Source organism: Methanocella paludicola SANAE, assembly GCF_000011005.1.
In the GTDB taxonomy this organism is placed as follows: domain Archaea; phylum Halobacteriota; class Methanocellia; order Methanocellales; family Methanocellaceae; genus Methanocella; species Methanocella paludicola.
On the sequence record NC_013665.1, the window covers coordinates 2,056,562 to 2,080,444 of the forward strand.

Genomic DNA, 23,883 nt, shown 5'->3' on the forward strand with positions numbered 1-23,883 from the left:
ATTTAAGCGTACAAATAGTTTTAAATAGCTTGAGATATAAGCATAAGAATATGCCAGAGAAGCCTGACCCGGCCATACGGGAGGTCATGGTCGTCGACGACCCGGAGGCCATGAAGCTGCTCCTGACCGGCAAGTACACCGGGATCATGGACCTGATCGATTCCCACGAGATGTCCGTTTCGGATATCGCCCGCACGCTGAAGATCAACCCGGGCTCCGCCCATTATCACCTCAAGGAGCTGGAAAAGTACGGCCTGGTGAAGATCGTCAGGGAGGAGACCAAGGGCAATCTCGTTAAAAAATTTTACCGCACGTCGGCACGGATGATATACCTCGACGGCTCCCGGTTCAAGGCTGTGGGAGGCGAGGACCCCATGCATGGCTACCGCGAGCAGCTAGCGGGAATGCTCGGGCCCTTCGGGTATGATATTTCCGGGGAGATGGTCGGCCCCTTTAACGATATCATGCAGCGATACGATAAGAGAAAAAAACAGCTGCTCAGGGAGATACAGGATGTAAGGGTAGACCCGGACAATAACATGCTCGCATCGGATGCATACTTCGTCGCGCTGATGCTCAAAGAGACGGAAGACGAAGAAATGCGGGCCCTGAGGGAAGAGCTCCGCGTACTTTTAGAGAAGATAAGGGACCGTATATGAAAAAACAGATCATCGTCGTGGCCGCCGGCGTTTTGTTCAGCATGGTGAACGCGTTCGTGTCTATGTACATGGGCATGAAGACGGGCTTCGGCGACGGCATCGCCATACTCCTGCTCTTCATTTCGTTCATCATCGTAACGGCCGCCGGCGTTAAGTCGCGCTCGAAGAGCCTCATCTGTATCGCCGCCATCATCGTGGGCGCCACGGGCGTCGTGTTAGCCTATACGGACGGCCTGGGCGCCATCATCATGTCGGGAAAGCCTTTCACCGTCCCTGACTATGCGATGATGGCCATTCTCGTGCTTTCGGGCACCATCGGGATACTGTTCTCATATTATTTTACCGATTATTTCCTGAAGGGCAGCTTCCCGTGGCCGTCGGCGAAGGTCATGGCATCGCTCATCGACATGCTTACCGCCGAGAAGGCAAATGTCAGCCGCAGGGTTTCAATTATCCGCATGGGGGCTGCAGGGGCTTTTTCCGGGTGCATCGCGGGCCTTCGGTCTTTCGGGTCCCTGCCAGAGGTCCTTGGCTCCGTGAACCTGGGAGTCGGCCTGTCGCCCATGATGGCGGGCATCGGCCTGATCATCGGCTGGAGAGCCTGCATCCAGGTCGCCCTTGGCGCGCTGGCATCGCTCGCTATCTTCCTGCTGTTCGAAAGCCCCGGGACGAACTATACGACGCACATGCGTAACCCGTGGATATTCTCGACGTCCATATCCATGATGGTGATGACTGCCCTTATTACAATGTATATCGTCCTCAAGCCCGCGGCCGTATCGTTCATTACGCGCCTCCGGGTAAGGAGTCGGGCGGTCGCAGATGGTGGGGCCCTGTACTTGAGGCGGGGAGATGCCGCTCTCCTGGTCTCGATAGCGTGCGCAGCCATCCTGATGGCACTATTTCCCCGAGTGCCCGCGTGGATATTCATCATCTGCATACTCGTTGCCGTACTGTTCATGGTCATAGAGACGAGGGGCCGGGCGGAGATGGGGCTCGGCGTGGGCATGTCGTCGTTCGTCATCCTGCTCGTTGTCGGCCTGGCGTTCGACGACATCGTCCCCCTCGTCGTGCTAGAAGGGTTCGTCGTGTCTACGATCATGACCTTCTCGCTGATATTATCCATCCAGAAACAGTCGGAGTTCTGCGGCGTCAATACGAAAGGCCTCGCCACGATGACACTCATCGGCGTCATAACGGGCTCAATAATATGCGTGCCCTTCATGAAGTTCTTCAACGCCTTATTCGGCATCGGCACCGCCTCGCTCCCCGCGCCCTACAGCATCATGTGGCTCGAGATGGCGAATACGGCTACTTCGAAGATCATCTCCCCCTCCATCAACCTGTATCTGGTATTGTTAGGGGCTGTGCTGGCGCTCATCATGTACCGGTATAAGATGTCTGCGGTCTCGGTCGCGCTGGGGCTCATGCTGCCCGTGTCGACATGCGTCACCATTGTCATCGGCGGCATCCTCGCGTGGGTCATCGAGAAGAAAGGGTACCTCAAGGACGATAACGGCATCACCGCCTCAGGGCTCATGGCCGGCGATATCATAGTGAGCATCATTGCTTCGCTCAGGTATCTCTAGATGGAATATCAGGGCTTGATATACCCTTTTTCAACTGATTCAGAGACGATCCGCTGAGCATACTCCCACAGCGCCTCCGACCCCTCCTGGATACGAGCGTTCACGCTCAACACCTGCCGGGCGGTCACGCCGTGGGCACGCCATGATTTCCCCTGCGTAAAATAGTTCTGGAGCATGGGCTGGAGGCGGTCCATGGCCATGGCGAACTTCGCCTCGGGCGTCCTGCGCTCCTCATACTCGTCCCACAGAGCCCGCATCTCCGCCGCCTGGTCCGGCGGCAAAATATTAAACAAACGGTCTGCCGCCTTTTTCTCCCGCCCTTCCTTGCCCTTGTTCGCCTCAGCATCGTAGACGAACACGTCGCCTGCATCGATCTCCACGATATCGTGGATAAGGAGCATTTTCACGACCCTCGACAGATCAACGCGCTCGTCGGCATATTCGGAGAGCAACACGGCCATCATTGCGATGTGCCAGGAGTGCTCGACGTCGTTCTCGCTTCGGGAGCCGTCCAGCAAAAAGGACTGGCGATAAACGCTCTTCAGCCTGTCGATCCCGGCGACGAACTCGATCTGCCTCTGAAGCCTGTCCATGATATTCCCACATACCTGCAGTCCAAGGCTGTAACCGTACTTTGCCTGCGAGAAGCGGGATATCCTTTAAAAAGTTAAAACTTTCGTCCGATATTTTAAGCCTTTTTCTCGTGCGCATGTAAAAATATCTCGATCGAATATGCATCTGAAAATTTCAAATTTTAATCCGTAAACGATTAATTCATACCAAATTTATGGAATATTATTTTCGCTTAACCGGGTATTGCAAAACATATTTTCGTCAACTTATAGTATAATAGCTAATTGCTTACTTTATAATCGAAAGGTTTATCATAAGATTGAAAAGTTATTCCTATCGTGGCAATATATTACGACTGGCAAGGGGTATATTGCTAATAAATTCGATAATAAAACGAAAATTGAAAAATATTTCGATATGTGGCAGGTAGACATAAGGGGGCACGCCGGCTTCTTGCGGGGGCAGGAGCCGGCGAAGAATAATTCTCCTGCCACCTATCGAAATTAACGATCCGGCATATAAGATTTAAGTGTTTAAGCGATCGAGGTATAATGATGGCGAATATTTCTCCCTCTGAGGAGCTTGTGGTAAACATCAGGAAGTTATGCGGAGACCCTGTCGCCGACGATTATGTCAACTTGATTAACCAGGTGAGCCTGCCCCGGTTCTGGGCTTTAAAGCATACCTTCAGGGACTCGACGTCCGTCTTTATAATGGCCTGCGCGAATAGCAATATGCTTTATAAGGACTTGAGGGAATCGGGCATAAAGCTGGGATTAGGGAGCGTTGAGACGTTCTCCAGGCGAATATACGAGATGCGCCGGACAGGGCTCATCTACACGGAGTCGATGCATAGCAAAGGGCCCGGAAGGCCGCAGATCAGGCTAAAGTTCAATCCGAACGCATTCAAGGAAATGTTCAACATGGACCCGGGCACTCTGCTCAAGGGCCAGGCAGAGGAAGATAAAGCAATGATTTAATATCAACAAATTTTTTAAGACCGATATCGGGCTTTTATACGTCGCAATCTATATAAAGATAGGATAACATTGTTGATGCAGTACCATCGAAAGGCAACATGTTCATCATGGGCGATATCGCCCACGTTTTTAACGAGCTTAACACGCTTTAATTCCGGGCCCTACGGGCTTGAAGATCGTTGCCGGATGAAGGCAACGGAGATATTCAGATATGACAACGTTTCAAGAATTATCATTAAGTAATGCGACACTAAAGGCACTGGCGGGCATGGGGTTCGAAGAGGCCACGCCCATACAGGAACAGGCCATACCGGCGGCACTGGCGGGCAAGGACGTCATCGGCCAGGCACAGACCGGGACCGGGAAGACCGCCGCTTTCGGCATACCCATGATCGAGAACATCGACGCCGGCTCGGGCGACATCCAGGGCATCGTGATCACGCCGACCAGGGAGCTGGCCGTGCAGGTGGCCGAGGAGCTCAACCGCATCGGCGAGTTCCGGGGCATTCACACGCTGCCCATCTATGGCGGCCAGGACATCAAGAGGCAGATCAACGGTTTAAAAAGAAGGCCTCAGATCATCGTCGGCACGCCGGGAAGGCTGGTCGACCACATGATGCGCCGCAAGACCATCTCGCTCAAGAACATCCGGACGGTCGTTCTGGATGAAGCGGACGAGATGCTGGACATGGGCTTCATCGAGGACATCGAGGAAATTTTGAAAAGGACCCCGGAAGGCCGGCAGACGCTGCTCTTTTCGGCCACCATACCGGCCCCCATCCGTAAGCTGGCCGAGCGGTTCATGAAGGACCCGCAGACCATCGGCATCAAGTCGAAGTCGATGACGGTCTCCGGCACGGAGCAGGCTTATTATGAGGTGCCCGAGAAGCACAAGTTCGAGGTGCTATGCCGCCTTCTTGACGTGCAGCTTCCGGCCCTCGCCATCGTCTTCGTGCGCACGAAGCGGCGCGTTGATGAGCTTACAAAGGCGCTTGGGGAGCGCGGCTACCCCGCAGAGGGCATACACGGGGACCTGGCGCAATCTAAGCGGGACAGCGTCATGCGGGGCTTCAAGGAAGGCACGACCGAGGTGCTTGTGGCCACGGATGTCGCCGCGAGAGGCCTGGATATCAGCGGCGTGACCCACGTCTATAACTTAGATATCCCGCAGGACCCGGACAGCTACGTCCACCGTATCGGCCGCACCGGCCGGGCGGGCAAGAAGGGCACGGCCATCACGTTCGTTACCCCGCGTGAGATGGGGCTTTTACGGTTCATCGAAAAGATCACCCGCCACTCGATCGAACGGAGGCCCATTCCGTCTGCGGCCGAGGCCTTTGAGGGCAAGCAGCAGGCTTTAGTGGAGAGCCTGCTCAGCGTGGCCGGCGGGAGCGACATATCGAAGTACAGGGGCGTTGCCCAGGACCTGCTGGACATGAACGATTCCGTTACGCTGCTTTCGGCGGCCCTGAAGATGCTGAGCAAGGAACGTGACAATGTTCCGGAGACCGTGGAGCTGACTGAGGATAGGCCCATGCGACCGCGGAATGAGCGCAGGCGTGAAAGTACCGGCCGCCGGGATTCCGGCCAGCGGGACTACGAGTTCCGTAAGCGGCGCTCTCGATAAGTCCATTGAGTCTTTACAATGCCGTGTTAGCGCTGTTCGTTGATTTGTCCGGTTTCGTGTCTGAAACCAAACAAATCAGCGAAAGGCGCTAACCGTGGTAGTTTATAGGTAACACTGATTTATGGAAATTTTAAAAGTTTTAATGTATGAAGTGCCTCATAAGTGACCCATCTGCTTGGACGCCCGGTTCTGTCGACGCGCATAATATAGCGGCTCCCATAACGGTCCTCATTGAGCCACCGGCCCTGTGCGTCCTGCTTTTCGAGGACGGCATCGATGGCATCCTGCATCCTCTCATCCCGGTACCCGAGCCGGGCAAGGATGCCCAGGACTTCGAGCGCGTCGGTGCTCCACATGCGAGGGAAACTAAATTTAAGCCATCCGGGCATTGTCACCTTCTCAGGATCATGGCTGCTTTTGTAAATACGATGTTTAAGCAGATACTCGGCGCCCGCCTCGATGGTGGCTTTAACGGGCTTAGAGCGCTTACGGGGAGGTATCTCGGCCAGCGCCTTCAATGCCTTGACAACGCCGTAGTGACAGGTGTGGCGCCCCCAGCAAGCCTCATGCTTACCATATGGCCATCCAGAGGGCGAGCCATCGCCGTCGTCGAAACGCTGGTACTGAGTGATCCACTCGATGCTCCGCTGCACGCGAGGGTCGTCCAGGTAGCCGAAACGGATGAGGCACCAGGCCATGTTGCCGGTGAGGCAGGGCAGGAGACCGTCACGGTAAGCAGCGCCCCGAAAACGCCGATATGAAAAGCCCCCGCTTTCCCGGTCCTGAGAATAGTCGAGGATATACTCGCAGGCCTTTTTTATGCGCGGGTCGCTGCCGTCAGCCCCGAGATGGGCCAGCAGGATGAGCGTCCACACGGTACCTTTGTATTTCGAGCGCACGTAGAAGTCCTCGGGCATTCCCCAATACCCGGCGGCCTCCTGTTTTGCCAGTATGGACGGTATGAGCCCGTTCATCATCAAAGATCTCTTAGCGGATACGACTTCAGGGTCGTTCACGGGCTTTTGGAGAAGGCCCGTCAGCGTAAAATAACGGACAGAAGGATTATCCTCTTCAAGAAGCCAGTCGATCGGGTATCCGTTTAGCGCGGCCGTCCAGTCGCCCATATAAAAGATGGATATCGCTCTAGCTTTTTATAGTCGCCGCCGCCTGCACAGGTACATTTTGAGGCTCAAAGCGAAAGGCGCTCAGGTTCTTATTGAGGGATATAGCCTTACGATAGAGCCGCTCTTTCTCATCCGCATTATCCGCCATCATCGCCTTCATCAGGTAGGATTCGGCATCGTTAGGGCAGAGCCGGATGGCCTCTTCTATCTCATTTCGGGCACGATCTCGCCGGCAATTAAAGTACAGGCTCATTGCCAGCGCACGCCTCACTTCAAACTTACTGCTATCGATCGAAAATGCCTTTTGCGCATATTCCAGCGCCTTTTCATAATGGCCTTTCCCGTCTCCGCCACTCATCTCGAGGGAACGCCCGAGCATCGCGTGAGCCTCCGCCGCCCCTGCCAGGAAAAGCGGCTCATCGGGGCACTTTTCAAGCAGGGACTCGAAACCGGAGATCGCTTTTGCATAGCCGTCAGGCGTAAAGAGCAAGTAATGTCGCCGTATGTCCATATGGTCGATGGCCTTGAGGGCGTCGGAGAGCGTCTTCATTTGCTGGTCGAACTTCTTATCAGGAACTTTCTTTTTACCATGGAGCTCTTCAAGGGACGACATCTGCCGAAGCGCGTCCTCGCGGAGCATTTCGACGGATACTTCATCCCTCACGTCGTACTCGAGCTTTTCCACGTGGCCGACCACGTTCCCCTGGACAGCAAGGCCGATGGGGAACATGACGAGGAACTGCAGGGCGAGAGGCAGGAAATAGGGCAGGTCGTAGGTGCCGGCCCACACCTGCAGCGTATAGACCACGATGCCGGCGCCCGTCGTGATGGCCATGTACATGAGGTTCCGGTATAGCATGACCCGGTCCCTGAACAGCAGGTCAAAGAAGCGGACCTGCTGGAGCACGATCTCGTGGGAGCTGAGCTTCGCGGGCGCGGACGGGCGCACGGCGCCGCGTATATCCTTCCCGTTAATGAGATGGAAGAACAGCACGTTCATGTGCTCCGAAACGTGGGCTTTTTTGTAGCCCCGGCGCGTGATGTGGAACATTGACAGCAGCCAGTGGGACAGCCGGTCGAGCTTCCTGGATACGGGCTCCCGCATCGGGTTCACGATGCCGCTGAACACGTTCGTGACGATCACTTTCTGGAAATCGATGAGATAGATCAGCTTGTCCACGAGCGCGATGAGTAGCGATAATAGTGAGATCTCCGCGATAGTGAGCGCGGCCGGCGGCGCGTTAAAGTCGCCCTTAAAATTACCCTCCGCAGTATTTCTCCGCCTGTCGACCGTGACCTTCGTGTTGTTCTCCGAGACGTTAAAGCCAAATCCGCCGTTATAGCCGGCACTGTTTTCGATGAGCACGACGTTGTTCGAGTTATTGATAAATACGCCGTCGTACATGTTATAGGACGCTTCAACCCCGTGGATCGTAGAGTCCCTGGTCCCGTTCACATAGACGCCCCAGGCGTTCCAGCTCGAAGACATGTTTTTGATCGAGACGACCCGGGAGCCCTCGATGACAAGGCCGTGGCCCCTGTTGTCGTCAAGCCTCGTTTCGCTGGCCAGGCAGGTCGAGGCGTTCAGCAGGATCAGGCCCTCGCCGTTATTCGAGATGCGGTTATCCGTGAGCATGCACGGCCCTTCGCCACCGATCAGCATGCCATATAGCGCATTATTAGTAATCGTGTTGCCCGATATCATGGTAATGCCGGACCAGCTGGCATCTATGCCCATCTGGTTATGGTCGATGGTATTGTTCGTGACGACGGCGCCCGACTCGCCTATCCGGATGCCGCAGAAGCCGGACGTGATGGTATTATTCGTAACGCTGCAGCTGTCGCCTTCGACTACGACGCCATAATAATTATCCGTAAGCTCGTTAAAAACGAGCGAGTTGCCTTCCGAGCCCAGCCAGAGGCCTTTTGAGCGAACATCGGGGCCGTTGAACCCGCAGTGGCTGAGGCTTGAATTTTTCATGGCGAGCCGCCCGCCGGCCTGTATCCGGAAGAGGTATGGTGAAGCCCCCTCGCGAGATGTAATGGTGCAGTTCTCGATCAGGAGAGTGCCGCCGTCAAGGACATCGATCCTATACTGGCCGTCGGCCGAGCAATTAAAGAGCAGCGTATAATTCTTCATCGATAGAACCTGGCCCCTTTCAACGATCAGATCGCTATCGCGTATCTCCCACCCGTCATTGAGGTACGCGGTAGGGGCACGCGTCGATGACCCGATGGAGACATTTTCCAGGAAGGGGATGCTGACGGGTAACGCTTGCGGCCCCAGGAAGGGCATATCGATCACGATCTTACCCGCAGCGGGCGTCGACAGCAATATGATAAGGCAGGCGAACGCTAGTAAAATGAAGCCATGACGAAGGGTACGCATGGGAAATAATTCCTGCCTTTTTTAGTATTTCTCATTACTCATGAAACATTATAAATGTTGTAGTCGGCGAAGGGATAACACGGCGCCAAGCAGTAATATGGCACCCGCAATGGCCAGCGCGATAGACACGCGGTCGACGGCGCCCATCGGGAGGAACTGCAGGCCCATAGTAAAAATAGCTTATGAAATTACTGATAGATAATCGTTATCAGGCTACGTGATGCGCCCCGTGCACGGCTTTTTTCATCTTTTCGAGGTCTTCCGCATAGTGAAGATGCGTGGGGCACCGGCAGTCGCTGCACCCGAACCGGGGTACGCGGGCCATGAGCTGGTCGATGGAGCCGGCGACGCTGCACTCGGGCCGGGGCGAGGTGACCACGTCCAGGACTTCCACATGGGGCAATAAGTAATCAATATGCCATTGCTTTGTGCGATTCCTGCCCGAGGCCACGGCTTTATGCCTCTTCACCCGGACAAAGCCCCCGCTTCCCAGAGCAGAGCCCGTATAGGCGTAGTAGCCTTCGTTAAAATACAACTCGCCGAGCGCCCCGACCTTCAGGCGCATCGGCTCCTTAAGGAACATGATAAGCGTATACGTGCCTTTGCCAAGATCCTCCACGAAAATCCCTAACTACAATAGGGGCCGGGGCTCAATTACCTTGCGGTTAAAGATCGCGCGGCATCTCCCGCACAGCGCCGCGGGCTTCCGCTCGGCGTCATCGATGGAGCTGGAAAAGCGCATGACACAGTCGTCTTTACAGTGGTCCAGCCCCAGCACGTGGCCTGCCTCGTGCACGCACTCCTTGGCCACCATCTCCGCCGAGTCGAGGCGGAACGTGGATACGACGCCCGCGAGATGGTACATGGCCAGGCCCATGACGAAGGTCAGGTGGTCGTAGTAGATGTCGCCGTCCACCACCCAGATGGCATGCTCCGAGGACATGTTCCTTATCAGGTAATCCAAAAGTAGCTGCGCATCATACTGGTAATGCTTGATATTGTATGCGCCCTCGTATAGGTCCAGCACGCCCCTGTCGGCGGTGGAAACGCCGTAAACCTCGTTGAGCTTTCTCGCCACGATGTGCTTGAACTCGGCGGCGTCAGCCGTATAGAACAGGTCGAATCGCATCCCTACCCCAGCATGGAGAGGTACGTGAGGCGAAATAATATAATTATACTTATATTTTATTTGGAAAAACGGACACGGCATGCGGTAAAATCGATTAAAAATTGGTCAGGAAGCGGGCACTTTCGACAGGCTATGGCGCCAGAGCCGTAGTCGCTGCACGCTATCCTGGCCAAATACGAATTGCCCCCTGAACTTGGATAATAGATATTTTGCATCCGATGGCATGGCTTTGGCTCGGATATTAAAAAGTCTTTTTTTGCCCTATATATAGCTAATTAAAGGCGTTTTTTTGCAATTATCAAATTTATTTAGGTGAGCCCGATTGGATACCCTTCCTTGAGGTATGTGAATGTAATAATTTCGCAATGTAATTTCATTAATATAATTAATTTAAATTAATCATCTTTCAAGCATGTACATATAAATTAAATAAAAGCCTGCATCCGTTTAATTTTACCAGGTTTCGGCTATAATGAATTATTACCCATAAAATTGTTAACGGATTTTTCATTATTTAAACCCGTATTTCCCCACGAGCGGCACGAAGGCGACGCCGCCCTTTGTAGAGGTATGCACCTTACCATCGGCCTTCTCAACGAGGTAAAGATCCTGGTAATATTGCCCGACCGGTATGACCATCCTGCCGCCATCCTTCAGTTCGTCGACCAGCGGCTGCGGTATCGCGGGCGCTGCGGCGGCGACGCTGATGCGGTCATAGGGCGCATGTTCCGGGAGCCCCTGGCTGCCGTCGCCCACGACAACATCGATATTGATAAAACCTAGATCCCGGTATATTTCACGGGCCCTCATCGCCAGGGACGGCAAACGCTCGACAGTATAGACCATACCGTGACCAGCCAATACGGACATGATGGCCGCATGGTATCCCCACCCCGTGCCCACCTCAAGGACACTGTCGCCATCACGGACGTCGAGCACGTCGCACATAATGGCGACCATACTCGGGGCAGAAATAGTCTGGCCCTCGCCGATAGGCAGGGGCACATCCACATAGGCGTTCTCCCGGACATTATCGGGAACAAAAAGATGACGGGGCACCCGGGACATGGCCTCAAGTACCCGTTCGCTGATACCCTCGAATCGCAAAAGCCCGATCAGGCTTTCTCTCTGTCTCCGCCACTTCTCTTCTTCGATGCTCTCAGCCCCTCGCCCACGGCACGCCGCTCCTGCGAGATGATCTTCGAGTAGATACGCCGGACATCCTTGGCCTTTACCGACTTGCCCGTCCGCCTGAAGATGCCGCCGTCCCGGACCTTGATGGCGCTGACGCGGACCTCGTAGCCTTTTAACTTCATGAGGTCGCCTATGGTGAACTCGTAGTCGCCGTTGATCTTGTAGTCGAGCGACTGGGTCTCGCCCAGGCGCTGCACGGCGATCTTCACGATAACCTCATCGATGGCCCGGGCCCAGATGGCGCGGACGTCCTTCGCCTTTGCCTGCTCGGAGCGGCCGCCGGTGTGAAGCTCCAGCGAATGGATGCGAACTCCGCTCACTTCCTCCCCGATATCGATCACGAACTCGTCACCTGCCTTAAGCTCCTCGTCCGCGTTGACCTCCAGCGACTGCGCCGAGGACTCGCTCCCGCGGCTCACGATGACCTTGAGCGTGATCACTTCTTTCTTCTTCTCATGGGGCAGGCGGTGAATGAAGCCGCACTGCTCACACTTTAGCAGGTGACTTTTAACGACTGTATGCATGACTTCTTCTTTGGGGCTACACTGGGGGCATGCGGCCTCCACTAATTCCATCTTATCCACAAAAGGACTCTCCGTGTGTTATATCAATGAACAGAGTAGATATAACTGCGTATGCTTATAGAAGTTGTCCATGCGCGCGGACATCCTAACATCACCGGGACCCACAGGAGCACGCTCGAGGTGACGCGGGACAGGACTATAACAAAAGCCGCTGATTGTATTATCGCAGTAGGTGCGGATAAGGGCTCGGCCTCATTGAGCGGGCCTTTTAAGAGTGCGGCTGCGAGGGACGATGCTTTTATATCGTGTACCATCGAGGCAGGAGGCTTCCGGGATACGGTGACTGGCTGGGGCTCCCGAGAATTTACTTTTACGGTAGAGGACAGCATGGTCTTCCGCGTCAGCAACTACGTCTGCGGCCGGACCGTCATGATACATGCGGATAAGCCTGCAGCACGGCTCGACCGGCGCCTTATCGAAGCGCTGGCCGAAGGAAATAAGGCCACAGTAGAGCTAACAGTAGAGCAAAGAGAAAGGCCGAAGCCCACGTTCGACTTATTATTCCAGGAGAAATGAGCATGGCAGAGGAACAAAAGCCCGCAGAGACGGACATCGCAGAACTCAAAAAAGAGCTGGCCGACATCAAGCGAGACATGATGCGCCAGGAACTCGAGGACATCAAGCGGGAGAAAATGCGCCAGGAGCTGGAAGAGATAAAGGCCGAGCAGGCGCAGAAACAGGTGTACTACGAGCACTACGTTCCCCGGCTTTCCATCCTGACGGTGATCATGGCCACGGCCACGCTGCTGGCGGCAGGATACATCATCGGCACGCTGTACCCGTTTAACCTGGTGGCGGAAGTCGAGAGGTATCTTGTCGGATACGGCCTGCCGATCGGCGCCTCGCTGCTGCTGGCCATAGTCAGCCTGGTACTGTTCTTTATCGGGCTCGGGCTCGTGACGATGGCTAAGAAGTGAGAGCCGGCAGCATGATCACGAACCTCGCCCCCTTCGAGGGCTCACCCGGCACGCGGTCCTCGACCCACACTTTTCCGTGGAAATCGGTGACCAGATTTTTTACTAGATAAAGGCCGAGGCCACGGCCAGTAACGCCTGAAACGCCACGCTGGTATCGCCCGAACAGCCTCTTCTTCAGCTCATCGGGTATCCCGGGCCCGTTATCGCTGATGTCGACGCGATAATACGGGCGGCTATCCTCGAACACGCGCTCCTCCCGGATATCCACGGTGATCGGCCCGGTCGAATGCTTTATGGCGTTGCCCACGATGTTCATGAACACGTCCTTCAACAGCGGGTCGGCATTCAGGTAGCATTCTCCGGCCGACTCAAGGCGTATGGCCACTTCCCGTCCCGGTACATGGGAGAACTCTGACGCCACTTCGCGAAGCATCTGGCACATGTCGACCTTCTCGTGCTTAAGGCTGCCTTCCCTGATCCTTTGCAGCTTGCGGACCGTATCGATGAGCCTCGTGCTATTCTTCAAGGCTTCGAGGGGCTTCTCCAGGTATATTTTTTCCTCTTCCTGGATGCTCAGGTTCATGAGGCCGAGCTCAAGGTAGCTCATGCCTATCTGGTTCATGTTGTTGATGTCGTGGCCCATGAGATCGACGTACAATTCGGCCTGCCTCCGGGCATCCAGTATCTCGGCCTCGGACCTCTTTCGGTCCGTGATGTCCATGAACGTGACCACGGCGCCCTTGATCTCGCCATCGACGACGATCGGGTACGAAGAGTATTCTACCGGAAAAGACGTGCCGTCCTTCCGCCAGAAGATATCGTCGCTGTCCCGGCAGCCGCTGCCTGTGCGTAGAGACTCGACCACACAGCACTGTTCACGGCGGCACGGCGTACCATCCCTGCGGGTATGGTGGATCAGGTCATGCGTATCCTTTCCCAGGACCTCGTCCTTCGTGTAGCCGATCTGACGGAGCGCGGAGCGATTGATAAACGTGCACCGGCCGCTCGTGTCGACACCGAAGATCCCCTCGTCGGTCGATTCGAGCAGCAGGTGTATATCGTTATATAGCCGGTCCTTGTTCTCCGACAGCGTGCCGACGACGATGGCGACTATCAGGAATATCGACGCCCGGATAAAGCTGTCGGGGACGATGTAGCTTGCATCGAAGTACGAGATGGATATGTGCGCCAGGCCCAGGAACAGAGCGACAAGGATGGCTCTCTGGTGGTACCATATGCCCGCCAGGATGATGGGTATGTAAAACAGGTGAGTATAGACGGCGTTGATGCCCATGACAAGGTTGACGTACAGGGTAACGGCTATGCAGGCCAGGATGATGGCCGTCAGTAAAAGCTTATTGTACCGTTCTCTGGCCAGGGCCGAATGATCTTTAACTTCTTCCATGGATAGTATCTCGCAGCTACGCGGCCGGGATATATTAAAATTAGTTTATTATTATAAAAATTAACTCTAATTTTTCATCGCCTCGGGCATAACCGGCCGGAGTTTAAGAGTATGGTAAATACTTCTAGAATATTCACCAATTATATAAGCTAAAATCAAAGTTTTTTACTAAAATAGCGTATAAATATACAATATTTGTCGAGTTAAGAATAAAGTATATATAGCAAAAGTAGTAATTTTTCGATAACTAATTACTAGGGAAAGCTGTGTTAGCAGTCCCTGATCTCGGAGGGAATTCACATAAAAATAAAAACCACGCTCGGCGTCGCTGTTCTGCTCATGATACTGCTGTCCACGATAGCGGTAGTAGGGGCATCTCAGCCCGCTGCGAATACTACTGGAGGGGAGGCATCTACAGGATTTTCGACATATGTCGTTGCGTTCAACAATGCCCCGTCCATCCAGATGGACAGCAAGATAACTGACCTCGTGAACTCGTTCAACGGCCAGGTATTACACCGCTACAGCATCATCAACGGAATGGTGGTCTCGATACCGGACAATAAGGCGAGCGAGCTCAAGAAGCTAAGCAACGTCAAATACGTGGAAAAGGAGCAGACGGTCCAGGTATTGCTGGATAAGGCGGTGCCCCAGATAGGCGCCGACAAGGTCTGGGCTTCCGGGTACACCGGCAAGGGCGTGAAGGTCTGCGTCATCGACACGGGAGTGGACGCAAATCACCCCGACTTGAACGGCGGTAAGGTCGTGGCGTGGGTGGACTACGTCAACGGCAGGACCACACCCTACGATGACCACGGCCACGGCACGCACGTGTCTAGCACCATCGCCGGCACCGGCGCCGCGTTGAACGGCCAGTACAAGGGCGTAGCGCCCGAGGCCAGCCTGATGGAGGCAAAGGTCCTCTCGTCGTCGGGCTCCGGCAGCGACACCAACATCGTCAAGGCCATCGACTGGGCCGTCCAGAACGGCGCCCAGGTCATATCGATGTCCCTTGGAAGCACCACTCACTCGCAGGTCATGGACGATGCGGTCAACGCAGCGGTAAGCAAGGGCGTCGTCTGCGTCATCGCGGCCGGCAACAGCGGCCCGGGGACCAGGACGATCTGCTGCCCCGGCGACAGCCCCTACGTCATCACCGTGGGCGCGTCCGACAGGAATGACGCCATCGCCTCGTTCAGCTCCAGGGGGCCGAACCGGGACGGCAGCATCAAGCCGGACATTACCAACATGGGCGTAGGCCTCATGGCAGCAAAGGCCGGAGGCACCTCCACGAGCGGATATTATAAGGCCATGAGCGGCACCTCGATGGCGACCCCGATGACCTCGGGCGTCGTCGCCCTGCTGCTGCAGGCGAACAAGACGCTCAGCCCTGCCCAGGTAAAGACGGTGCTGCAGAAGACGGCGAAGCAGCTGGGCAGCAGCGTCCCGAATAACGACTACGGCTATGGCCGTGTGGACGCCAAGGCAGCGCTGGACTACGTGCTGACCGGCAAGATACCGGTACCCACGCCCACGCCGACCCCGTCGCCCGGCGTAAGCCCGACGCCCACTGCGACCCCGCAGCCGGGAGCAGGCTCCGCCGTATCCCTGACCAGCATGTTCGCCAGGTATAACAACCAGTACGGCCAGATGAACCAGTTCCAGGTCACGCCCGGCACCACGATCAGCCAGGGCATCATGATGGGCAACATCGGCGACTACGCCGACTCGTACACGGTATCGGTCAACGGCATACCCGCGGCATGGTGGACCATGACAGGCTATAACGGAGAGGTGCTCCAGCCCAGCAGCGCGGCCTACATCCAGATGGCGATAACGCCTGCGGCAGGCACTGCGACCGGAACGTACACGTTCACGGTAACGGCCACGTCCAACTCGGCCAGCAGCATCAAGGCCTCGAAGACGTACACGCTCAACGTGGCATCGGGCACTGTAACGCCGACGGCGACTCCGACCGTGACCCCTACGGCGACCCCGAACCCGACGATCTCGCCGACGCCTACAGCCACGCCGACTCCCGGAAAATCCTTCTCCGGGACCGCGTCCAGGAGCAGCGAATATTACACCTACCTGACGCCGACGGCGGCAGGGCAGGTAACTGCTACCATCAACTGGGCGAACACCTATACGGACCTGAACGTGTACCTCTACGACCCGGCGGGCAACCTCGTCGCTAAGTCGGAGAGCAGGTACACTACGAGCGAGACTGTGCAGTTTAATGCTCCCGCGGGCGGGTACTATCTGCTCAAAGTGACTGCGTCGAACTCGTACTCCGGCGTGGCCTTCACGGGCACGGCCAGCGCCAACACGGCGCAGGCCTACGTGAAGACGGGCACCATCGGAAGCACGCCCGTAACGTTCTCCGTAACGGCGGACGGCAGCAGGCACGTCAGCGCGAGGGTCGCATGGACCTGGAGCTATAGCACCGTCTCGCTGTCGCTCCTGGACCAGTCCGGAAGGGCGGTAGCCCAGGGCACCAAGACGACCGATGGCTTCAACGCCGCCTATGAGCAGTTCGACTGCGTCCCGGCATCGGGCACGTACACGCTCAAGCTGGCATCCGACAGCGCGACCAGAAGCCTGAGCTATAAGCTGGTAACCCCGTTCCAGCTTTAAGCTCTTTTTTTCTTTTTTATTTCCCCGTCTTTTTTTGAAATCCTCGTATTTTGTTTTATCAAACGTTTTGTACTCGTGCATCGAGTCTATTCCGGGTGAACCATATGGGAGGATTGAAGAAGGAGGTCGCGGGCACGGCAAAGGAGGCTGCCGGCAAGGCCGAGAAGGAAGTCGGCAAGGCCACGGGCAAGCGCGACGTGGAAGCGAAGGGCAAGATGAAAGAAATGGGCGGAAAGGCAGAAAAAGAGCTGGGCAAAGCCCAGAGAAAACTGTAATTTTTTATTTCGAGGGGGCCATGGAGTTCTTCATGGCCTCGAGCCCTTCATCGATGCCCCTTATTTTTATCAACGTGCTGATCTTCGAGGTATCGAGCGACAGGTCTTTGGGCATCCTCACGGTGAGCCCCATCTCTTCCATGCTCAAAGGCACGAGCATGTCCTCCTTCAGGCCGAAGGCGCGGGCGACTCTGAGGCCCATCTCGTAGTGGCTGATGCGCTCGGTGCCGGCGACATTGTACAGGCCGCTCATGTTCTCCAGCGTGAGTAATCTCACTGCCTTTGCTACATCCTCGATATAGATGGGCGAGAAGTACATGTCCCTCGCCAGCTCGATCTTCTGGCCGTAATTAAGGCTGGATACGACAAAGTTGACGAAGTTATCCGAAAAGTTCCCGTACACGTCCCCGAGCCTCAGCGTGATATGGTCCGCCGCCTTGTCCACCGCCACCTCGCCCATGAGCTTGGTCTCGCCGTAGACGTTGATGGGGTTGACGTGGTCGTGCTCCGCGTATAGCCCGCCGGGCTTGCGGCCGTCGAACACGAATGCAGAGGACAGGTATATGACGCGGGGCCTCAGCGAGCTGGAGGCCTCCACGAAGAACCGCGTGCCCCTGGTGTTGAACTCCATTGCGTCGAGCCGGTTCTTTTCGCAGTACTCGACGCTCGATATCTCCTCGGTGAGGATGAGATGCTGTGGCTTCGCCTGCTTCACGACGCGCGCCACGTCGGCGCTGTTCTTGATATCGTAGCCGGTACATCCGGAGGCCGGGTATGGGTGCTCCTTGTCGCACGCCCATGAGACCTCTTTGTCTTTTAACGCTTCATGAATGGCGGAACCCATTGGGCCGCAGCCGACGATCAGTATCATAGAGAATCTCCCTGTTATAATGTACTATAATATTCGCTTGCTGCTGATATACTTTCCATTGCAGGATAGCAGCTATCGCCTGTCATCGCCGTTGAAAAATCCGATTTTCTCCAGTCGCCGGGCCGCGATCCTGAACCCTGCCCCACCGTCCTTGTGGCCGTCCAGTATCTCCGGCACTGCGGCGGCGCCCACGTCGCCTAACAGTTTTCGGAGTGCTGCGAAATCGACCTCCCCATCGCCTATCTGCACGCCTTCCTCAGTGGAGCCGCGCGCATCCGATACATGGATATGGCGGATGTAGGGCTTTAGCGCCGTTACATAGGAGAGGTAGTCCTCGCCCATTGAATTGCAGTAGAGCTTCGCGTGACAAAGGTCCATGCATAGCCCCAGGCTTAGCTCATCAAGGATAGTCGATATCTCATCCTTGTGCTTAAAGAGGCATGAGGAATGCAGGACGCCCTTATACCAGTATATGTCAGGCATGTTCTCGAGGAGCAGCCGGGTTGTGCCTCGCACGTAGGCAATTAGCTCATGCATAGAATCGAGAAGCGGGCACTGGTCGACGAATTCGGGCTTCGCCCGAATGCCTCCCGGATGGCAGATGATGCTTTCCGCCCCCATCGCTGCCCCCAGGTCGATGGTCCGCTTTAGTATGGCGACTGCATCTCTGCGTTTTCCCTCTTCCGGAGAGGCCAGGTCGACCAGCGAGCCATCGGCGAATTTTTCGGGCATATGCAGGACGACGGGGCCGTCGAACTCAATGCCCTTAGCCCATGAGCCGTCCATGTCCCCGCAGAACAGGGCGAATTCCAGGGCTTCCGGCCGCATATCCATTAAAGAAGCGATGTCGCTATGGTGCACCTTGAGGCCGAATTTCATCTATATCCCAACCCACGTTCATCCACTTAAGTCTTAGGGCTATACGAGCGGGAACGCCGAGGCCATCAGCCAGGCAGCGAGGAGCGAGTTGAGTATGGCACCTATCAATACGTTGCCCGAGAGGCGGTATGTGTAGTAAGATAATACTTCGAGGAACACGAAAAGCGGCAATAATACAGGCAGTATGACCATGAAGAAGCCACCGGTCCCAGATAAGAGGATGGAGGCCATGAGCAGGGCGATGGCCACGATACGCAGGGAGGCGCCTTCGAGCAGAGACTTATAGCCCGGTATCCCGCGGAATGAAAGCTCGCTCAGTAGATTGTACGGGAAAAGCATGGCCCCCATGAGTATGATGAAAATTGCCCTTTTCATGCCCGGAAGAAGCCCGTATATCGATGCGGTGGCCGGGATGCCGATGAAGAGCAGGAAGTAGAGAAGAAAGACCAGTTCCAGGGCCAGGGGCCTGAGAACAGCCCGGGATGAAAACTTTTGGCCTTTGAAGCTATCACGGAATATGAGCCAGTACGATCCCAGCCCGATGATGCCCATGACGAATAGATATATCGATACGGTATTACCGAGCTGTATGCCGATAGAGGGAAATCCCGTGAAGTATGTGATAGCGGCGGCAGCGATAGCGGCGCCAGCGACGAGCAGAGCGGGCTTGAGGAGACCGGGATCAGGAGCCCGGAACTCATGTGTAGTGCCCATGAGCTCCCCGGAGAGGAAAGCTGTGAATGGGAAGAATGCTATAATGGCGAACAGGGCGCACAGGAGGAACCAGAGAGCCGTATTCCCGTAGGAAGAAGGCCCTCCGCTTCTCTCGATACTATAGGTGGCATCGAGCCAGCCGAGCATGGAATCGTACACGCGGCGATCATAAAGGACAGTGATGTGATTATCGCCATCGAGAATGACGAGCTTCCTGGCGGTGCCGTCGGAGAAGCCTCCGTAAGTATAGCCGGTCTCCGGGTTGTTTATGCCGGTGCCATTTTTCATCGCGTTTACCGCTGTGGTTTTTACGCTTTCAATATCAGCGCCGCCGGCGAGCAGTAACAAATTTTTAGGCAACGTGCCATTCACGGCGCCATCAATGGGAGAGATGCCTATACAGGCATCTGGCTTACCGCCCATCGCATACGATATAGCCAGGGAGCCCATCGAGTGGCCGGCCACCGAGAAATTATCAACGGCGTATGCATCCGCCACCCGGTCCATCGTAACATTGGTGGGCTCGTCCCCAAGGAGCATCGATGAAGCGCCATGCCCGGCGGAGTCGTAGAGGATGACGCGATAGCCGTTACGGGCTAGAGCCAGCCCCATGGGCAGCATCATCTCCTTATCGGCACAGTAGCCGTGGGCGATGATGATGGTGGCGTTATAGCCCGCGGGCACGAGCTCGAGGGCCGGAGAGCTGCCGCCATGGGAAATAAGGCCTATGCCCGAGTAAGCGCCATATAACTGCGCCAGTGAGAAAAGATAGGCTAACGCACAGGCGGCAAATATTACGACGAGCTGGCTAACTTTCATACGCATTAAATAAAAAATGGGGTTTTTTATTTTACATAGTCACTTCTTCGTTATACTCCGTGGACCCATCGACCTCCTCGAGGGGCACTTCATCATATCCCGGGTTTCCCGCCGCCGTGATGCGGATCTGATAATAGCCGTTCGGGATGTTACTGATCTTATATTCTCCGTTCGCATCGGTCACGGCCTTAGCGAAAGCCGGTAGTTTAGTGTCATAAGCGTCTGACTCTTTCCAGATGTAGATGATGGCATCCTTTAAGGGAGCCTTCGTGGCGGCGTTCGTGAGCTTACCATGGAGGTCGCCCGGCCCCGTCTCGGGGGCCGTCACGGTCGGCCAGGCCGTCGCATAGGCCAGGCCCGAGGTCGCAGGAGTCGTTGGCTTTACGGTCGTCCCGGTGGCGGGAGACGTCGCCGGAGACGTGGTCGTACACCCTGCTATAAAAATAGCCAGAGGTATGACTAATGCTAATATGATTATGCTTCCCCTTTTCATATAATCACTTGAGGAGTAAACGACTTAAAATAATTTATAATTAACCGTAAAAAGACCAATAAAAAAAAGAAAGAAAAAGGGTGTCCGGTATGCTTAACCGAACAGGGCGGAGAGACCTTCCATGCCGGAAGCCTCTTCCTCTTCCTTCTTCTTCTCCTCTTCCTGGGGGGCCGCTGCCGCCGGGGCGCCTGCCGCCGGAGCCGCTGCCGCTGCGGCCGGAGCCGCTGCGAATGCCGCCTTGGAGATGGCCTCGTCGATGTTGACGCCCTCGAGCGCCGCGACAAGGGCCTTGACACGGGCCTCGTTCACTTCGACGCCAGCCGCCTTAAGGACGGAGGTGACGCCGGTCTCATCCACAGGCTTGCCAGCCTTGTGTAACAGTAAAGCTGCGTATACGTATTCCATTTTAATACACCTCAAGTTATACTTTTGACTTTAATTCTTCATCCAGCGAGTCGGCGTTCTTCGCCTTCGCTTCCTTTGCGACGGAGAGCATCTCGGCCTCCGCCTTAGAGAGTATCATGTCTATGACGTCCTTCTCGAAGATGGGCGCATTGACGGCGAGCGCCTTGGATTCCCGGACCGACTTCTGTATGAGCGGTACGATGGTATCCTTGTTGGCGATGCCGGCCTCTAAGCTCAGGCTCATGGCCTGGCCATAGGCCTTTGCGAACATGTTCCTCAGCTCGGTCTCGTCCATCGAGAGGTCCGACGGCATGTAGAGGGTGTGGCCCTCGATGACTGCCTTCAGGTTAAGACCGATCTCCATGGGGAAAATCTCGAGCCTGCCGAGGATCTCCGCCTGCTTGGCGGTGAACTTGTCGCCCTTCTTCACGACGACCTTATCGCTCTTGATGACGACCTTGCCGCCCTCGATGCCCGCCGGGATGCCGGCCTGCTGCATTTCGCCCACGATGGGGCCGGGCTTGAAAGAGGTCGGGCCCTTGCTGACCGCGACGTCGGCGGGTGCCGTGTCGCCGGACTTAGCCGGTGCCTTAGTCTTCGTGCCCTCGAGCAGCTTGTAGAGCTTGAAGGGGTTAGAGTTCGTGTAGACGAGCACGATCTGGCCGTCGACGTATTTCGCCAGTTCCCGGGCCTTGTCGTCCTCGGGCAGCGAATCGAACGCGATGGTGGTCAGCGTGTTCCGGATCATCTTCATCGCCACGGTGCCCCTGAGCTTCTGCCTCATCTGCTGTAAGGCGTCGGCGGGGACTCCCCTGACGTCGACGATGCCGGTGACCTTGTGCGAGTGGACGTTATCGACGATCTCCTTGATCTCGTCCTTCTTCCACTGGGGAATGTGGACGCTGTGGTGAATCTCGGTAGCTTCCATCCTTACATCACCTTCACGGCGGGCCCCATCGTGGTCTTCACGTAGACGGAGCCGATGTTCATCTTGCCCTTTTCGAGCTTGCCCTCGATACGGTTCAAGATGGCGTCGATGTTGTCGGCGATCTGCTCCGGCTGCATCGTCTCGTTGCCGATGATCGTGTGGAACGTCATCCTGTCTTTCGAGCGTATCTTTATAGCCTTCTTGAGCCTGGTCACCATGACGGTGACGTCCGCCTGGGGCGGTAACGGCGTCGGCATCTTGCCGCGCGGGCCCAGCACCTGGCCGAGCCTCTTACCGATCGCAGGCATGTAGGCGGTCTCGGCTATAAAGAAGTTGACCTCTTTCGCGAGCTTCTTGGCCCGAACCTTGTCTCCACCGAGCTTATCGATCTCCTCGGGGGGGAAGACATAATCTGCGCCTGCCTTTTCGGCATTGATGGCCACGTCGCCCTTTGCGAAGACGCAAACTTTGACGGGCCTGCCCCGGCCTGCCGGGAGGATGATCTCCTCGTCGACACGGTTCTTGGGCTGGCTCAGGTCTATGTTCTTCAGGTTTATGGCAAGGTCAACACTTTCAGTGAAATTCCGCTTCGGCTTGTCGGCCAAGGCCTTCTTGACCGCTTCTACCGTTTCTTTTCTTGCCATTAATTTATTCCTCCGTAGTCTCCGACCAAAACGGTCTACTACGACAGAATAACAAAATCAGATTATAGTGATCCTGCTAATTTGTCGTCGTACTGTCCCGCATTGATGTCTGCGTATATGTCCTTGGCCTTCTTGCCTTCGATGGTAATGCCCAGCGACACGCAGGTACCGATGACTTCCTTCGCCGCGTTCTTCTTCGTGTAAGAAAGGAATGCGCCCTTCTTCTTCGCGACGACGGCCAGTACCTGGTCCATGGTGATGTTACCCACCTGGACGGTGTTGGGTGTACCAGAGCCCTTCTCGACTCCGGCCTCGGCAAGAAGTAACGCAGATGTCGGTGGTGTGCCAACTTCAACTGTAAAGTTCTTGCTGGCGTCGACGCTGATCTTGACCGGGACGGTCATGCCGTTGTAATCCGCGGTCTTTTTGTTGATCTCGTCGACCACTTTCTTTATGTTGATGCCCAGCGGCCCCAGCGAAGGTCCTAACGGGGGACCCGGGTTCGCTCTGCCTCCCGGCACCAAGACTTCTACTACATCTGCCATTTCAGTTTCTCCTCTATTTTGTAGAGAATGTTGGTTCAATAGGGTGTTTGGGGTATATAAATGTTACATATGGGAAGTCTGCCCGGATTATGGTCATGAAGCCATTTTAATATTATCGGCTAAGCCTGTAAGGGCTTATAAAATCATATCCCGACTTTCCCGAATAATAATAAAGCATGTCCTCTATGAACTTTATGTTCTGTTTTAATATGCAGATATCGTCTCTGCCCTGCTTTTTAACCTGCCATATGATCTGGCGTTTAATCAAAGATTCGATAGCCTCTTTTGCCAGGTCCTTTCTTTTACCGGGCGCTCCTGTGGCGGCATCGTCTTTGCTTATGTGCTTCGAGCTTGCGCTGCACCATCGGCCATGAACGTATAACTTGTATATGATGAATATCTCATACATGCTATAGCTTTTAAAGTCATTATCCATTTAGTAATAAATATGTAATTACTTATTTAAACTTATTTTGTGTAAAAATATTTATACATATTGAATA

Annotated in this window: 25 protein-coding genes; 8 read left to right on the top strand and 17 right to left on the bottom strand. The window is 55.3% G+C overall.

Annotation, left to right across the window (positions count from 1 at the left end):
- Window positions 1-50: 50 nt before the first annotated feature.
- Both MCP_RS10415 and MCP_RS10420 read left to right on the top strand, forming a co-directional pair.
- Window positions 51-659: a winged helix-turn-helix domain-containing protein gene (locus MCP_RS10415; RefSeq protein WP_012900800.1), complete on the top strand. Its 609-nt coding sequence runs from the start codon at window positions 51-53 to the stop codon at window positions 657-659.
- Window positions 656-2,248: an OPT/YSL family transporter gene (locus tag MCP_RS10420; protein ID WP_012900801.1), complete on the top strand. Its 1,593-nt coding sequence runs from the start codon at window positions 656-658 to the stop codon at window positions 2,246-2,248. The genes MCP_RS10415 and MCP_RS10420 overlap by 4 nt, the downstream gene beginning before the upstream one ends.
- A gap of 8 nt (window positions 2,249-2,256) precedes the next feature.
- Here MCP_RS10420 and MCP_RS10425 read toward each other — a convergent pair whose 3' ends face one another.
- Window positions 2,257-2,841, bottom strand: a complete 585-nt coding sequence (locus MCP_RS10425) for an HD domain-containing protein (RefSeq protein WP_012900802.1) — start codon at window positions 2,839-2,841, stop codon at window positions 2,257-2,259.
- Window positions 2,842-3,405: 564 nt separating this feature from the next.
- Here MCP_RS10425 and MCP_RS10435 point away from each other — a divergent pair.
- Together MCP_RS10435 and MCP_RS10440 are read left to right on the top strand one after the other, a co-directional pair.
- A complete protein-coding gene (locus tag MCP_RS10435; RefSeq protein ID WP_231845066.1) occupies window positions 3,406-3,801 on the top strand; it encodes a transcriptional regulator TbsP domain-containing protein in 396 nt (131 codons plus the stop codon).
- A 211-nt stretch (window positions 3,802-4,012) separates the two neighbouring features.
- On the top strand, window positions 4,013-5,428 hold the full coding sequence (locus MCP_RS10440; RefSeq protein ID WP_012900805.1) for a DEAD/DEAH box helicase: 1,416 nt from the start codon (window positions 4,013-4,015) through the stop codon (window positions 5,426-5,428).
- A gap of 119 nt (window positions 5,429-5,547) precedes the next feature.
- Here MCP_RS10440 and MCP_RS10445 read toward each other — a convergent pair whose 3' ends face one another.
- From MCP_RS10445 to MCP_RS10470, 6 genes are all read right to left on the bottom strand, one after another.
- On the bottom strand, window positions 5,548-6,552 hold the full coding sequence (locus tag MCP_RS10445; RefSeq protein ID WP_012900806.1) for a prenyltransferase/squalene oxidase repeat-containing protein: 1,005 nt from the start codon (window positions 6,550-6,552) through the stop codon (window positions 5,548-5,550).
- Window positions 6,553-6,571: 19 nt separating this feature from the next.
- A complete protein-coding gene (locus MCP_RS10450) occupies window positions 6,572-8,941 on the bottom strand; it encodes a right-handed parallel beta-helix repeat-containing protein (protein WP_012900807.1) in 2,370 nt (789 codons plus the stop codon).
- 208 nt (window positions 8,942-9,149) lie between these two features.
- Window positions 9,150-9,560: a GIY-YIG nuclease family protein gene (locus tag MCP_RS10455; RefSeq protein ID WP_012900808.1), complete on the bottom strand. Its 411-nt coding sequence runs from the start codon at window positions 9,558-9,560 to the stop codon at window positions 9,150-9,152.
- A 12-nt stretch (window positions 9,561-9,572) separates the two neighbouring features.
- On the bottom strand, window positions 9,573-10,070 hold the full coding sequence (locus MCP_RS10460) for a peptidase (protein WP_012900809.1): 498 nt from the start codon (window positions 10,068-10,070) through the stop codon (window positions 9,573-9,575).
- 510 nt (window positions 10,071-10,580) lie between these two features.
- On the bottom strand, window positions 10,581-11,177 hold the full coding sequence (locus MCP_RS10465) for a protein-L-isoaspartate O-methyltransferase (RefSeq protein ID WP_231845067.1): 597 nt from the start codon (window positions 11,175-11,177) through the stop codon (window positions 10,581-10,583).
- Between the two features lie 8 nt (window positions 11,178-11,185).
- On the bottom strand, window positions 11,186-11,839 hold the full coding sequence (locus MCP_RS10470; protein ID WP_231845210.1) for an HVO_0476 family zinc finger protein: 654 nt from the start codon (window positions 11,837-11,839) through the stop codon (window positions 11,186-11,188).
- Between the two features lie 60 nt (window positions 11,840-11,899).
- Here MCP_RS10470 and MCP_RS10475 point away from each other — a divergent pair, with 60 nt between their 5' ends.
- Window positions 11,900-12,364 (top strand): DUF371 domain-containing protein, encoded by a 465-nt coding sequence (locus MCP_RS10475; protein WP_012900812.1) that lies wholly within the window; start codon window positions 11,900-11,902, stop codon window positions 12,362-12,364.
- Window positions 12,365-12,366: 2 nt separating this feature from the next.
- A complete protein-coding gene (locus tag MCP_RS10480) occupies window positions 12,367-12,765 on the top strand; it encodes a hypothetical protein (protein ID WP_012900813.1) in 399 nt (132 codons plus the stop codon).
- Here the strand turns inward: MCP_RS10480 and MCP_RS10485 are convergent.
- Complete coding sequence (locus MCP_RS10485) at window positions 12,755-14,170, bottom strand: ATP-binding protein (protein ID WP_012900814.1); 1,416 nt, start codon at window positions 14,168-14,170, stop codon at window positions 12,755-12,757. The genes MCP_RS10480 and MCP_RS10485 overlap by 11 nt on opposite strands.
- A gap of 339 nt (window positions 14,171-14,509) precedes the next feature.
- On the opposite strand from MCP_RS10485, the gene MCP_RS10490 reads away from it, so the two are divergent.
- Both MCP_RS10490 and MCP_RS15435 read left to right on the top strand, forming a co-directional pair.
- Window positions 14,510-16,807 (top strand): S8 family peptidase, encoded by a 2,298-nt coding sequence (locus MCP_RS10490; RefSeq protein WP_012900815.1) that lies wholly within the window; start codon window positions 14,510-14,512, stop codon window positions 16,805-16,807.
- Window positions 16,808-16,911: 104 nt separating this feature from the next.
- Window positions 16,912-17,082, top strand: a complete 171-nt coding sequence (locus MCP_RS15435) for a hypothetical protein (protein WP_012900816.1) — start codon at window positions 16,912-16,914, stop codon at window positions 17,080-17,082.
- 4 nt (window positions 17,083-17,086) lie between these two features.
- On the opposite strand, the gene MCP_RS10495 is transcribed toward MCP_RS15435, so the two are convergent.
- From MCP_RS10495 to MCP_RS10535, 9 genes are all read right to left on the bottom strand, one after another.
- Window positions 17,087-17,953: an SDR family oxidoreductase gene (locus tag MCP_RS10495; RefSeq protein WP_012900817.1), complete on the bottom strand. Its 867-nt coding sequence runs from the start codon at window positions 17,951-17,953 to the stop codon at window positions 17,087-17,089.
- 72 nt (window positions 17,954-18,025) lie between these two features.
- Window positions 18,026-18,832: a sugar phosphate isomerase/epimerase family protein gene (locus MCP_RS10500; protein WP_012900818.1), complete on the bottom strand. Its 807-nt coding sequence runs from the start codon at window positions 18,830-18,832 to the stop codon at window positions 18,026-18,028.
- Window positions 18,833-18,871: 39 nt separating this feature from the next.
- On the bottom strand, window positions 18,872-20,371 hold the full coding sequence (locus tag MCP_RS10505; protein ID WP_128567161.1) for an alpha/beta hydrolase: 1,500 nt from the start codon (window positions 20,369-20,371) through the stop codon (window positions 18,872-18,874).
- Window positions 20,372-20,396: 25 nt separating this feature from the next.
- Entirely contained in the window at window positions 20,397-20,858 is a 462-nt protein-coding gene (locus tag MCP_RS10510) for a SpaA isopeptide-forming pilin-related protein (protein ID WP_012900820.1), read from the bottom strand.
- A gap of 93 nt (window positions 20,859-20,951) precedes the next feature.
- Complete coding sequence (gene rpl12p / locus MCP_RS10515) at window positions 20,952-21,263, bottom strand: 50S ribosomal protein P1 (RefSeq protein WP_012900821.1); 312 nt, start codon at window positions 21,261-21,263, stop codon at window positions 20,952-20,954.
- Window positions 21,264-21,279: 16 nt separating this feature from the next.
- Window positions 21,280-22,191: a 50S ribosomal protein L10 gene (locus tag MCP_RS10520; RefSeq protein ID WP_012900822.1), complete on the bottom strand. Its 912-nt coding sequence runs from the start codon at window positions 22,189-22,191 to the stop codon at window positions 21,280-21,282.
- A gap of 2 nt (window positions 22,192-22,193) precedes the next feature.
- A complete protein-coding gene (locus tag MCP_RS10525) occupies window positions 22,194-22,835 on the bottom strand; it encodes a 50S ribosomal protein L1 (protein ID WP_012900823.1) in 642 nt (213 codons plus the stop codon).
- Between the two features lie 62 nt (window positions 22,836-22,897).
- Window positions 22,898-23,380: a 50S ribosomal protein L11 gene (locus MCP_RS10530; protein WP_012900824.1), complete on the bottom strand. Its 483-nt coding sequence runs from the start codon at window positions 23,378-23,380 to the stop codon at window positions 22,898-22,900.
- 112 nt (window positions 23,381-23,492) lie between these two features.
- Window positions 23,493-23,816 carry a hypothetical protein gene (locus MCP_RS10535; protein WP_012900825.1) on the bottom strand — a complete coding sequence of 108 codons (324 nt, stop codon included), beginning with the start codon at window positions 23,814-23,816 and terminating at the stop codon, window positions 23,493-23,495.
- Window positions 23,817-23,883: the final 67 nt, after the last annotated feature.